Annotated in this window: 15 protein-coding genes (1 of these 15 cut by a window edge); 12 read left to right on the forward strand and 3 right to left on the reverse strand. The window is 44.3% G+C overall.

The genetic code is table 11. The features are described 5' to 3' along the window. Positions 1–55 precede the first annotated feature (55 nt). The 3 genes from AC0VXY_RS06335 to nikC all read left to right on the forward strand — a co-directional run bounded on the left by AC0VXY_RS06335 (position 56) and on the right by nikC (position 3,711). The gene (locus AC0VXY_RS06335) at positions 56–1,645 is read left to right on the forward strand and encodes an ABC transporter substrate-binding protein (protein WP_435994601.1); all 1,590 of its coding nucleotides are present in this window, start codon (positions 56–58) and stop codon (positions 1,643–1,645) included. A gap of 137 nt (positions 1,646–1,782) precedes the next feature. Next, entirely contained in the window at positions 1,783–2,787 is a 1,005-nt protein-coding gene (locus AC0VXY_RS06340) for an ABC transporter permease (RefSeq protein WP_435992298.1), read from the forward strand. Positions 2,788–2,814: 27 nt separating this feature from the next. Next, positions 2,815–3,711, forward strand: coding sequence for a nickel transporter permease (nikC, locus tag AC0VXY_RS06345; RefSeq protein ID WP_475527331.1), 897 nt, complete (start codon positions 2,815–2,817; stop codon positions 3,709–3,711). A gap of 43 nt (positions 3,712–3,754) precedes the next feature. On the opposite strand, the gene AC0VXY_RS06350 is transcribed toward nikC, so the two are convergent. Both AC0VXY_RS06350 and AC0VXY_RS06355 read right to left on the reverse strand, forming a co-directional pair. After that, entirely contained in the window at positions 3,755–4,837 is a 1,083-nt protein-coding gene (locus tag AC0VXY_RS06350) for an FUSC family protein (protein ID WP_435992294.1), read from the reverse strand. Positions 4,838–5,067: 230 nt separating this feature from the next. Then, complete coding sequence (locus tag AC0VXY_RS06355; protein WP_475527332.1) at positions 5,068–6,354, reverse strand: glutamate-1-semialdehyde 2,1-aminomutase; 1,287 nt, start codon at positions 6,352–6,354, stop codon at positions 5,068–5,070. 193 nt (positions 6,355–6,547) lie between these two features. Here AC0VXY_RS06355 and AC0VXY_RS06360 point away from each other — a divergent pair, with 193 nt between their 5' ends. The 8 genes from AC0VXY_RS06360 to perR all read left to right on the forward strand — a co-directional run bounded on the left by AC0VXY_RS06360 (position 6,548) and on the right by perR (position 12,458). Then, a complete protein-coding gene (locus AC0VXY_RS06360) occupies positions 6,548–7,558 on the forward strand; it encodes an ABC transporter ATP-binding protein (protein WP_435992290.1) in 1,011 nt (336 codons plus the stop codon). 52 nt (positions 7,559–7,610) lie between these two features. Continuing rightward, positions 7,611–8,402, forward strand: coding sequence for an ABC transporter permease (locus AC0VXY_RS06365; protein ID WP_435992288.1), 792 nt, complete (start codon positions 7,611–7,613; stop codon positions 8,400–8,402). A gap of 3 nt (positions 8,403–8,405) precedes the next feature. Further along, positions 8,406–9,191 (forward strand): ABC transporter permease, encoded by a 786-nt coding sequence (locus AC0VXY_RS06370; protein ID WP_435992286.1) that lies wholly within the window; start codon positions 8,406–8,408, stop codon positions 9,189–9,191. 62 nt (positions 9,192–9,253) lie between these two features. Then, positions 9,254–9,658 (forward strand): ion channel, encoded by a 405-nt coding sequence (locus AC0VXY_RS06375; protein ID WP_475527333.1) that lies wholly within the window; start codon positions 9,254–9,256, stop codon positions 9,656–9,658. A gap of 73 nt (positions 9,659–9,731) precedes the next feature. Beyond that, positions 9,732–10,196 (forward strand): thioredoxin-dependent thiol peroxidase, encoded by a 465-nt coding sequence (gene bcp / locus AC0VXY_RS06380; protein ID WP_475527334.1) that lies wholly within the window; start codon positions 9,732–9,734, stop codon positions 10,194–10,196. Positions 10,197–10,424: 228 nt separating this feature from the next. Next, entirely contained in the window at positions 10,425–11,375 is a 951-nt protein-coding gene (locus tag AC0VXY_RS06385) for a D-2-hydroxyacid dehydrogenase (protein ID WP_475527335.1), read from the forward strand. A 1-nt stretch (position 11,376) separates the two neighbouring features. Then, positions 11,377–11,925 carry a cob(I)yrinic acid a,c-diamide adenosyltransferase gene (locus AC0VXY_RS06390; protein WP_435992278.1) on the forward strand — a complete coding sequence of 183 codons (549 nt, stop codon included), beginning with the start codon at positions 11,377–11,379 and terminating at the stop codon, positions 11,923–11,925. 92 nt (positions 11,926–12,017) lie between these two features. Continuing rightward, positions 12,018–12,458 (forward strand): peroxide-responsive transcriptional repressor PerR, encoded by a 441-nt coding sequence (gene perR / locus AC0VXY_RS06395; protein ID WP_397540941.1) that lies wholly within the window; start codon positions 12,018–12,020, stop codon positions 12,456–12,458. 88 nt (positions 12,459–12,546) lie between these two features. Here perR and AC0VXY_RS06400 read toward each other — a convergent pair whose 3' ends face one another. Further along, positions 12,547–12,897: a YgzB family protein gene (locus AC0VXY_RS06400; RefSeq protein ID WP_034762624.1), complete on the reverse strand. Its 351-nt coding sequence runs from the start codon at positions 12,895–12,897 to the stop codon at positions 12,547–12,549. A gap of 154 nt (positions 12,898–13,051) precedes the next feature. Here AC0VXY_RS06400 and AC0VXY_RS06405 point away from each other — a divergent pair, with 154 nt between their 5' ends. Beyond that, positions 13,052–13,201, forward strand: the 5' end (the start) of a protein-coding gene (locus AC0VXY_RS06405; RefSeq protein ID WP_435992275.1) for a nucleotidyltransferase-like protein. The gene runs 717 nt beyond the window's last position; only the first 150 of its 867 coding nucleotides appear in the window; its start codon is at positions 13,052–13,054; its stop codon lies off the right edge, out of view.

A 13,201-nucleotide genomic window follows, 5' to 3' on the forward strand; every position in this document is an offset into this window, starting at 1 on the left:
ATAAACAATATTTTAGGAGGGGATTTAGTTGAGGAAAAAAAGCTGGTCAATTTTAATGCTGCTCATCCTGCTCGTATCATCCGCGCTATACGGATGTGGAGGAGATGAAAAATCTTCAGGTGACGGCGGAAACAGTGGAGATAAGGGAGATCCCAAAGTACTGATCTTCGGTCGCGGGGGAGACTCTGTAGCTCTTGATCCGGGAACAGTAACGGACGGGGAATCATTTAAAGTAACGAAAAACATCTTCGAAACACTTGTGAAATTCGGAGAGCAGGATACAGAAGTAAACCCGGGATTAGCTGAAAAGTGGGAAGTATCCGATGATGGGTTATCGTACAAATTCATGCTGCGTGAAGGCGTGAAATTCCAGGATGGCACTGATTTCAATGCAGATGCCGTTGTTAAAAACTTTGAACGCTGGATGAACGGGAATGCAGATCAGTTCCCTTACTACGGTTCTATGTTTGGCGGTTTCAAAGGTGATGAAGGTCATGTGATCAAAGAAGTGAAAGCGGCTGACGACATGACGGTCGAATTCGTATTAAAGCGTCCTCAAGCACCATTCTTGAAAAACATTGCCATGAGCCCGTTTGCGATCGTAAGCCCGAAAGCAATCGATGAACTGGGTGACAAGCTTGCTGAAGCACCGACAGATGCGGGGACTGGCCCTTTCAAATTTGTTGAGTGGAAGCGTAATGACAAAATCGTCATCGAGAAAAATGAAGACTACTGGAACAAAGATTTACCAAAATTAGATCAAGTCGTATTCAAATCGATCCCTGAAAACTCAGCTCGTCTGAATGCGCTGATTTCAGGTGAAATCGATCTTGCTGATGGAATCAACCCGAGTGATGCAAGTAAAGTGGAGGGGGATGACAACCTGCAATTATTCGAACGTCCATCTATGAACGTTGGATACTTAGGGTTAACATCTACCCGCGAGCCTTTCGATGACCCTAAAGTACGTCAAGCGATCAACTATGCAATTAACAAGCAGGAGATCATTGATGCATTCTTCGAAGGAAAAGCTGAAATGGCAAAAAATCCAATGCCTCCGGTAATCGGCGGATACAATGATGATATCGAGCCTTATGAGTACAACCCTGAAAAAGCGAAAGAACTTCTTGCTGAAGCCGGTCATAAAGATGGGTTCGAAATGGAACTATGGGCAATGCCAGTACCTCGTCCATACATGCCGGATGGCCAAAAAGTAGCGGAAGCGATTCAAGCGGATCTTGCTGAAGTAGGAGTGAAGGCCAAAATCGTATCTTACGAGTGGGCGACTTACTTGGAAAAAGCAAAAAATGGAGAAGCGGATGCATTCTTACTTGGTTGGACAGGGGATAATGGAGACGCTGATAACTTCCTATATGTTCTACTTGACCAGGACAATATCGGAAGCAACAACTACTCTTATTACAAAAACGATGAGGTTCATAAACTATTGATCGATGCTCAAACAGAAGTAGATCCAGAAAAACGTGAAGAGCTGTACAAGAAAGCCCAGGAAATCATCCATGAGGATGCCCCGTGGGTACCACTTGCTCACTCTACCCCACTACTAGCAGGAAGCGCAGCACTTAAAAACTTCAAGCCGCATCCAACCGGTTCCGACTGGTTAGGCGCAGTGGACATGGAGTAATAAGCAACAAACCAAAGGGGAGAAATCATAGATGTCTCCCCTTTGTACATAGAAAAGCGGAGCCGACTGATCAGCCCCGACAAGCAATCTTATTATTTTTATCGAAATCAGAATCTCCACTCAGAGAGGTGAACAAGATGTTCCAATACACCATTCGTCGGTTATTACAGCTTATTCCTGTTTTACTGGGAATGACCATTATTGTTTTTTCGATTATTCGTGCCATTCCGGGAGATCCCGCTCAGGTGATACTGGGGCAACAGGCAACGAAAGAAGCCGTGGCAGCATTAAGGGATCAGCTCGGTCTGGATAATGCCTGGTATATCCAATACATTGATTATTTAAAAGGCCTATTGACCGGGGATTTAGGAAGTTCCCTGCGAACGAAGACGGAAGTTTCATCGGAAATTTGGCCATATTTAGCTGCAACTGCGGAACTTGCAATCGTGGCGATCATCATTGCCGTCGTCATCGGAGTGAATGCAGGCATCATCAGTGCATGGTTCCAAAACTCTTGGTTCGATTATACCGCCATGATTCTGGCGCTTATCGGGGTTTCCGTACCTATATTCTGGTTAGGGTTGATGGGACAGTGGACTTTCGGGATTCAGCTTGACATTCTACCGACAACTGGTAGGGAAAATATTCGGAATCCTGTAGACTCCATTACAAACTTTTATATTATAGATACCATAATGCAGGGACGATTCGACCAGCTTGGTGAGGTTCTAAAACACATTGTCCTCCCTGGTATCGCACTTGCAACTATTCCGATGGCCATCATTGCCCGGATGACACGCTCTAGCATGTTAGAAGTTATGCGTTCGGATTATATTCGAACTGCACGTGCCAAAGGATTGAAAATGTTCTGGGTCGTGTACAAGCATTCATTGAAAAATGCCATCATCCCGGTGCTGACGGTCATTGGTTTACAGATGGGTCTTCTCCTCGGTGGCGCGATCTTGACCGAGACCATCTTCGGCTGGCCGGGAATCGGTCGTTATATCTATGAAGCAATTAACTATAGGGATTACCCAGTCGTTCAATCCGGGATCCTGGTTGTTGCCACGATCTTTGTCACGATTAACTTAATTGTCGATTTACTGTATGCGGCTGTCGATCCCCGCATTAAATACAACTAACATCAATGAAGAAAGAGGTGAACTCTCATGGCAGAATTAGCAGAACCGCAAAAGGAGCTTCATCCTTCCCTGGAAGAAGAAACGGTATCTCCCTGGAAGGAAGCCTGGAAAAGCTTCACAAAGAATAAAATTGCTTTGGTCGGCTTTTGTATCGTCCTGTTCTTTGTCATCCTGGCGATTGCAGCACCACTCATTGCATCGCAGGGAATTAATGAGCAGGATTTATCAAAAAGACTGCAGGCACCGTCCTCAGAGCATTGGCTGGGTACGGATGATTTTGGGCGGGATATTTTATCAAGAATCATCCATGGTGCGCGTATCTCATTATGGGTCGGTTTCTTCGCCGTTATCGGTTCTTCCGTGATCGGAAGTTTACTGGGGATCGTAGCGGGCTATTATGGCAGATGGGTCGATACAATCATTTCCCGTATCTTTGATATCATGCTTGCATTTCCAAGTATTCTGCTCGCAATCGCCGTTGTGGCAGCTCTTGGGCCGTCACTCCGAAATGCTCTGATTGCCATTGCCATCATCAATATACCGAATTTCGGCCGACTCATCCGTTCACGGGTGCTGAGTGTGAAGCAGGAAGAGTATGTCATGGCTGCAAAAGCGATCGGGATGAGTGACGTTCGGATTCTCTTCAGTCATGTACTGCCGAATAGTATGGCTCCTATCATCGTACAGGGAACACTTGCCATTGCGACTGCCATCATTGAAGCGGCAGCACTTGGCTTCCTTGGTCTCGGGGCTCAGGCACCTGAACCTGAATGGGGGAAGATGCTGTCCGATGCAAGACAGTATATGCTTCAGGCCCCTTGGACGATGATCTTCCCGGGCCTCGCCATCATGCTGACTGTATTAGGCTTCAACCTGATGGGGGACGGACTACGGGATGCCCTGGATCCGAAAATGAAAAACTAATAAAAACGGAGCAAAGGACATCATCCTTTGCTCCGTTTTTCATTTATTCTTCTTCTTCCCCGATCATTACTTCGTTATCATCTTTATGATACGACTGGAAGCTTGTTATCAGTTTTTCCAAGTGCTCGAGATGCTCGTCGTATTCAAAAATAGCAGAGAAAATATGAAGTAGATGGAAATTATGGATGTTATCATTCTTTGTATGATGATTGACCTCTTCCAGCATGATCCTCATAAGCTCCTTACGGTGGAGGCATACATCCTGTTGGGCTTCCGATTCCGCATGTGGATGCATCTTTCCAAGGAACTTCAATAGTAGCTGTTCGTGATAGGTCAGTAAACAATCAAGTTGATTTTTAATGACGCCACGCAATTCGTCGGGCAATTGATAGATTTCGTTTTCATAGCGATTCAGTCGCTTCAATATTTCAAAACTCCGATTGGTAGAGGAAATCATTTGTCTGAAAATCACGAGCTTCCGACTCTTGACAATCGAATTTTTCTTGAAATAATCCCTTTCCTCTTTATATAGAAGATACAGCTGGTCGACCTTTATCAACTTTTCTTTAATGCGTTCCAGGTCCTTTTTCAAAAGATGGAACTCCGTTGCATGCCTCATACTCAACCTGATCCACTTCAGGATTTCCTCCGTTGAATCGGCTACTTTATGATAAAGCTTGGTTTCGTATTTAGGAGGCAGGAAGACGAGATTCACCAGAAACGATGAGAAGACACCAATCATGATGGTGGAAAAGCGGATGAATGCAAACTGAATGAAGTCCTGATCCGTTACTTCCATGATCGCAATCATCGTCACAAGTGACAGACCGATTGTGTTTTGCAGCTTTAATTTTAGAATGATAGCAATGGCGATCACAGCAGCAAGACCGACAATCAATGGATTACTTCCGAATAATAATACAAATATGACGGCAATTCCGGCACCGATCAGGTTTCCCTGAATTTGTTCGATAATGGATAGATAAGAACGATATATGGTGGGCTGGACGGCAAAGACAGCCGCGATTCCAGCGAACACCGGAGAAGGTATGCCGAGCAGCTGGGATACAAGTAAAGCTAATACAATCGCAATTCCCGTTTTAAGGATGCGAGCACCAAGTTTCATGGAATTAGAATCCTTTCTTGTGTAACTTATTTATAAACAATACTGTACTATACATGTACTTACAAGTAATATCAATAGGCAAATCCGAATAAGTTTTTACAAAATATGTTCCTTTTTATGATGGGGATCAAACTCCCCAAAATTCATAGATATGCAAAAAGGTAAAGGATTAGTATTACTTATCAAAAAAAAGACTGCACGCTAGTGGCATGCAGTCTTTTTGATCGTGTTTATAGCTGTGCAAAGGCATGGTCTACAGCTTCGAGTGTTACCTTGATATCCTCTTCGGTATGAGCCGTCGTCAGGAACCATGCTTCATATTTAGATGGGGCAAGATTGATTCCCTGATTGAGCATTAGTTTGAAGAACTTCGCAAACATTTCTCCATCTGTTGCTTCTGCCTGCTCATAGTTCTCCACTTTTTCAGTTGTAAAGTAGAGAGTGAGTGCGCCCTTCAGCCTGTTAATGGAAATTGGGGTGTTATGTTTTTTTGCTGCAGATAAAATACCTTTTTCAAGCATCTCCCCGAGTTGATCCAATTTCTCGTATACGCCGTCTTCTTTTAACACTTCAAGACAGGCGATGCCTGAGAGGATGGAGGCGGGATTGCCGGCCATCGTTCCAGCCTGGTAGGCAGGACCTAATGGGGCCACTTGTTCCATGATTTCTTTCTTTCCGCCATAAGCTCCGATTGGAAGCCCTCCGCCGATGATTTTTCCAAGAGCAGTCAGATCCGGTTTTACCTTCAGCATGTCCTGGGCACCGCCGTAAGTAAAGCGGAATGCTGTGATGACTTCATCATAGATGACAAGGGAATTAGACGCATGGGCGATGTCATTCACCTGCTCGAGGAAGCCTTCCTTCGGTTCCACGATCCCGAAGTTTCCGACGATCGGTTCCACGAGGACAGCGGCAATTTGATCTCCCCATTTCTCCATCGCTTCTTTAAATGGCTCGATATCATTGAATGGTACGGTGATGACTTCCTGGGCGATGCTTTTCGGGACACCTGCAGAATCAGGCGTTCCGAGCGTTGACGGACCGGAACCGGCTGCAACGAGAACCAGATCCGAGTGCCCGTGGTAACAGCCTGCAAACTTGATGACTTTGTCTTTCCCTGTATAAGCTCTTGCCACACGGATCGTCGTCATCACGGCTTCGGTACCTGAATTGACGAAGCGGACTTTGTCCATGTAAGGCATGGCTTCCTTGATCATTTTCGCAAACTTCACTTCGTGGCGGGTAGGCGTTCCATAAAGGACACCGTTTTCCGCTGCTCTTGTGATCGCTTCAGTGATATGAGGGTGGGCATGTCCCGTTATGATAGGACCGTACGCCGCCAGGTAATCGATGTACTTGTTCCCGTCCACATCCCAGAAGTATGCGCCTTTTCCTCTTTCCATGGCAACAGGTGAGCCGCCACCTACTGCTTTATAAGAGCGGGATGGGCTGTTCACGCCTCCGACTATATGCTCCAATGCTTCTGTATGTAAAGTTTCTGATTCAGTGAATTTCATATTTTCCTCCCGGTAAAAGTGTATTTGTCTATGAACTACCCTTCTATTGTAGTACGGTCTTTTCCACTTTAGCAAATAGGGAATCAATGAGTGCACTCAAGCAGACTGTTCAAAGAGAGTCTGCTCATTGTGGTACACTATTCTTTGTTTCTAAAATTTATACCTATTTTAATGGAATGTAGGAGGACGCAAGATGAACGCAATCGAAGTGAATCATTTGCGTAAAGAATTCAAGGTTTTTTCCAGCCGTTCAGGGCTGAAGGGTGCCTTCAGGGATTTATTTACGCGTAATTATAAAGTCGTTCCGGCGGTGAACGATATTTCATTTAATGTGAAGCAGGGTGAGATGGTCGGTTATATTGGCGAAAATGGGGCCGGGAAGTCGACCACCATCAAAATGCTGACGGGGATCCTGACTCCGACCGGTGGAGAAATAACCGTCAATGGAATGAACCCTCATAGGGACAGAGAGAAGTTCGTACAGACAATCGGTGTCGTATTCGGGCAGCGTTCACAGCTATGGTGGGACATTGCCGTGCAGGAATCCTTTCAACTGCTGAAAAAAGTGTATAAAGTGCCGGATCAACAATACAAGGAGCATATGGATCATGTAATTGAAACCCTGGATATAGCCCCGCTCCTGGACAAACCTGTCCGTAAATTATCCTTGGGCCAGCGGATGAGATGTGAACTCGCCGCTGCACTTGTTCATAATCCACCACTGCTCTTTCTGGATGAACCGACAATCGGGTTGGATGTTCTGGTGAAATTGAAAATCCGTCAGTTCTTAAAGGAAATCAATGAGAAATACAACACAACCATTTTACTTACGACCCATGATTTATCTGATATCGAAGCGCTGTGTGAACGGGTCGTGATGCTCGATGAAGGGAAGATCATTTACGACGGTGAACTGAGTCGGCTGAAAGAAAACTGGGGAGATCAGAAAGAAGTCGTCTTTCAATTCCTGGATAATACCTCTCTGTCTGCTTTATCGGACCTTACCAGGAACCAGGGTATCTCATGGAGTTTTGATCAGAAAAAGCAATCCTACGCGGCTATAACGGAAGCCGACGAAGAAGTCATCTCACAGCTCATCACGGATGTCGTGGCAAACTTCAAAGTGAAAGACATGAAGATAGAAGAAACGACTACTGAGGAAATCATCCGAAACATCTATGAAAAAGGGGCTGTGACAAGTTGAGTGGTGGAAAGGAAGGTATGAAACGTAGGCTTGTACTTGGGGGGGGAGAATCATGGCTAAGTATATTGAAATGATTCGTATCCGATTTCTGATGATGCTTGCCTACCGTACGAATTATTATAGTGGAATCTTGATTTACAGTATCAATATCGGGGCTTACTATTTCTTATGGCAGGCCATTTATGGAGGGAAACAGGATATTGAAGGATTATCGATCATTCAGATGACGACATATGTTGCCGTATCATGGATGGCCAGGGCCTTTTACTTTAATAATATTGATCGTGAAATTGCGCAGGAAATAAAAGAGGGCAAGGTGGCCGTTGAATTCATCAGGCCTTATAACTATCTTGGCATGAAGACGATGCAGGGACTGGGTGAGGGGGTCTTCCGCTTGGCGTTTTTCTCATTTCCAGGAATGATCATCGTAAGCCTGATTTTCCCGCTTCAAATCGGGACAGGTTTTGATACAATCGGCTTATTCGCCATTTCGATTCTTTTCAGCTTCATCATCAATACTCAAATCAATTTGCTGACAGGGATCACGACCTTTTTCTTATTTAATAACGATGGTCTCATCAGGGCCAAACGGGTTGTCATCGATTTATTCTCGGGACTCCTGCTTCCGATTCACTTTTTCCCCCTTTGGGCACAAAATGTGATGGAGTACCTGCCTTTTCAGAGCATCAGTTATGTCCCGAGCATGATTTTCACCAATGGTTTTTCGACGTCGGAAGCCTTCAACGCGATCATGATGCAGGGCCTTTGGTCGTTGCTTCTCCTTATACCGATTAAAGTGCTTTGGGTCATGGCAAAAAAACAAATGATCATACAGGGAGGGTGACCGATGTTTTATGTGAAGATGTTTTTTCAATATGTCGCCCAATACATGAAGATCAGGTTGCAGTACAGGGCCGATCTGATTGTCGAGATATTATCAGATTTACTATTTCAAGCTGTTAATCTCGTATTCATCCTTGTTGTTTTCGGTCACACTCAGCTATTGAGCGGATGGACAAGGGATGAAATTATATTCATCTATGGATTTTTTCTTGTACCGTTCGCCCTATTCAGTTCCTTCTTCAATATCTGGGACTTTAACGACCGGTATGTAGTCAAGGGTGAGTTCGACCGGATCCTGACAAGACCCATACACAGTTTGTTTCAAGTCATATTGGAGCGGATGGAGCTAGAGTCCCTTTTTGGGGTCATCACGGGAATGGCCGTCATGTACTACGCAGGTGGCAGGCTTGATATCACATTTGAGTGGTATGAGCCGGTTCTATTCATCGTATTTGTCTTGGGAGGGGCCCTTGTCTATGCAGGGATCTTCATTGCTCTTGCAAGCATTGGCTTCTGGTCAGATGCGAAAACGTCCATCATGCCGATGATGTACAATATCGGAAACTATGGAAGATATCCGGTCGATATTTATAATAGCGTGATCCGTTTTGTACTGACCTGGATTCTTCCATTTGCGTTCGTTGGCGTATATCCTTCTGCCTTTTTCCTAGAAAAGACGGAATGGTACCCGTATTCGTTCCTGACTCCATTCGTCGGAATCGGATTTTTCATTTTCTCCATTGTTCTATGGAATGAAGGGGTGAAACGGTACAGGGGTGCAGGTAACTAGAATGATTCCTCGATGATAAGCGTACATATACTAAGACAAGCAGAAAAAAAGAGGGTATGTACATGCTTTATATCATTGGATTTTTTATTCTGTTTTGCATGGCAATGAGCCTGCGGGCATTATTTTATCCTTCAAGATGGAAAGAACATCACGTTTCCCTTCATCACTTTTTCTTTTTGGGAATGTGTTACATCACGATTATGATCGGGTTCGGGTTATTATTCATGCTTCTTGAGCTCGAAGGCATCCAGATTCTTGTCGAGGCGGGGAGGCCACTTTCCGGAGACTTCCTCGATCATTTTTTTACTACCATGTATTTCAGCGGCATTACCCTCTTCTCGGTTGGATATGGAGATGTAACTCCTGTGGGGATCGGAAGAGGGATCGCCCTTCTCGAGTCCTGGCTTGGTTATACGATACCGGCAGCCTTTGTCGTGAAGTCCTTTTTACACTATGAGAACAAGTAGCGTATGGTTTGAGTTTTTTCCTCCTATTGGGTACGCTAAAGTCAGAACGATAACCATTAGGAGGGGAAGATGTATGACAGTTGGTCAAAAAGCACCTGAATTTGAATTATTAGCAAGCAATGGAGAAAAGGTGAAGCTATCTGATTATCAAGGGAAAAACGTGGTCCTTTATTTTTATCCGAAGGACATGACGCCAGGGTGTACAACAGAAGCGTGTGATTTCAGGGATCAGCATGAGGACTTTGAAGATCTTGATGCCGTTATCCTTGGGGTAAGCCCGGACCCCAAGGATAAACATGAGAAATTCGTGGACAAGCATGGACTGCCGTTCCTCCTGCTTGTAGATGAAGATCATAAAGTGGCGGAGGAATACGGCGTATGGAAGCTGAAAAAAAACTTCGGCAAAGAATACATGGGAATCGAACGTTCCACCTTCATCATTGATAAAGAGGGGAACCTACTAAAGGAATGGCGGAAGGTGAAAGTGAAGGGGCATGTAGAAGAGGCTCTTCAATATATTCAAGAGAACCTTTCCTAAGCCTATTTTCAAGCCTATTTTAACCGGTTTGAGGCTTTTGTCCATTCACAAAAGCTGTAAGGACATATAGTAAGAGTAGGGCAACCTCCTCAAATAAGTCAGTCTCATCCGTGTAGCAGGATCGACCAGGTCGATCCTCTTTTTTTATGCTCACGGGGATGCTCGAAACTAGGGAGAATCCTCTCCTATATGGTAAAATAATGGGCAATAGGGATGGGAGGCAGCTACATGAAAATCATTTTTACATTTCAACCGAAAGAAGAATTCGTTTCAGATTTAACGAATAGCTTCCCCAGAGTTGAGTTCCTTTTTTATAAAAAAATCAACCAAGCGGAAAGTGAGCTTCCCGATGCGGAAGTGATCGTCACGATGGGGGAAGATCTAACGAGCGATCATATTGAGAAAAGCAAGAAATGCAAATGGATCATGGTCACTTCAGCAGGACTCGAAAAAATGCCGTTTGAAGCGATTAAAAGTAAGGGGATCCTCGTCACCAATGCAAGGGGAATCCACAAGATCCCCATGGCGGAGTTCACGCTCGGCTTGATGCTTCAGCATGCGAAACAGCTCCAGTCAGTATGGCAGCAGGAGAAAGATGCCGTATGGAGCAGAAGGTTACCTACCACTGAACTTCATGAATCATCTCTCCTTATTCTTGGAGCGGGGGCCATTGGAGGAGAAATCGCCCGACTGGCAAAGGCATTTCAAATGAACGTAAGTGGAGTGAATTCTACCGGCTCACCCGGGGAGCATTTTGACAGCATGTTCACCTTGGAGACGTTCAGGGATCAGCTCCCGAAAGCCGATTACATTGTTTCTGTGCTTCCGAGTACGAACCAGACAAAGGGGATTTTGGAAAATGATCATTTCATACAGATGAAGGATTCGGCTGTATTCATCAATATAGGCCGCGGTGACCTTGTTGAAGAATCCATCCTTCTTGAAGCAATGGAAAAGAAGTTGATTCAACATATGTATCTGGATGTATTTGATCAAGAGCCATTGCCTGAAAATCATCCATTTTGGAAGACGGAAGGAATCACGGTGACACCTCACCTATCAAGCATTACAAAAAAGTACATGCCAAGGGCACTTGAAATCTTTAAAAAGAATTTATCTACATATAGTAATAAGAGTGAAAACTTTATTAACGTGATTGATACAGAGAGGGGTTATTAATATGAAGATTTATACGAAATCGGGAGACAAAGGGACGACTTCCCTGGTATATGGAACCCGCGTATCCAAAAAGGATCAACGGGTAGAGGCATACGGAACCTGTGATGAAGCGAACTCCATGATTGGTCTTGGTCTAAGTTATATCAAAGCTGAATACTTTGATGGTAAAGAAGAATTTGAAGGGTTTCTTCACAAGGTTCAAACGGTCCTCTTCCATGTCGGGGCAGAACTTGCTACTCCAGCTGGAAAAGAAGTGAAATGGAAGCTTGATGAAACACATATCAAAGAGTTGGAAAATCAAATCGATTTCCTGGACGGGTCTCTCACACCTCTCAGCAATTTCATCCTTCCGGGTGGTCAGCCGGCCGGTGCCGCCCTGCATACTGCCAGAACGATTGTCAGGAGAGCTGAAAGAGAAGCTGTAGGAATTGATGAAGACATCAATCCATTAGTCCTTTCTTATCTGAACCGGCTATCTGACTACCTCTTCGTAGCAGGCAGATACATCAACCAGATGCTTGGTGAGCAGGAGAAAAACCTCCACGAGTAACAGGGAGAATGATTGACAAAAGGGACCGTTGATTAGTACACTATTTATAAAGATTATAAAATAATAATTCTTATGAAAAGAGGTGCATGACGATGTCTGAAGAAGGACAATTGAAAGAAGCGATTTCGACATTGAAGGAAACGGGAGTCCGTATCACTCCTCAACGTCATGCGATATTAGAGTATCTCATTGATTCAATGGCCCATCCAACTGCCGATGACATATATAAAGCGCTCGAAGGAAAATTCCCAAACATGAGTGTAGCGACCGTTTATAATAATTTACGTGTATTCCGTGAAGTAGGTTTAGTGAAAGAGCTGACATACGGGGATGCCTCCAGTCGCTTTGACTTTGTGACGACCGATCATTACCATGTCATTTGCGATGGATGCGGCAAAATCGTAGACTTTCATTACCCTGGACTTGATGAAGTCGAACAACTGGCTTCCCATGTCACGGGTTTCAAGGTGAACAACCATCGCATGGAAATCTACGGCACATGCTCCGACTGTTCTATTAAGGAGACACATTAGATAAGAATGGTTCTAAATTAGAACCATTCTTCTTTTATTTTCCGCATCAAAAAAAGACCTTCCGTTGAAGGTCTTTTCTCATTCAGCTTTATCTTTTCCTTTTATTATAGTCCTCATCGAATTCTTCACCTTCAAGGTTCGGATCAAGGGTCAGGGGCTCGTTACAATACATGCACATATCTACACGTCCCAGTACCTTAGTGACCTTACCGCAATTGGGGCAAGTCACCTGTACGGCCTTCGTAGACAGCATCCCGATCCAGAAGTAGACAACCGTACTTCCGATGATTCCCAGAAAACCCAGCAGCATGAATGTTGTCATAACCCATGGATGTTCTCTAAAATATATACCGACGTACATAATGATAAATCCGATGAAAACTAAACTTAAGGCAAACGTACGGATTTTATTGATCTTACTTGAATATTTCTTAGCCATTTGTTTGTCCCTCCTAAAAAAATACTATACCATATTTGTTGGTAGTAGAGGGATACGAAACCATTTTGTCGAAAAATGACTATATTCAGAGAAGGAAATCCCCTTTCAATGTCGAAATAGTAACCAACCAATGAGTGATGTGGAGGAGTATGAAATGGAAGACATTTTACGACCGATATACCAAGAGCGTACAAGTCACCCCAATACTTTAGGAGCGCTTCTAATAGAACAAAGCAAGAAATCAAGTCCCTTGACCGATACCTTTGATATTGTCCTGTTCCTTATTGTGAAGGAAGCGGAAGAA

Source organism: Rossellomorea sp. QJM3NY_18 (genome assembly GCF_056173145.1).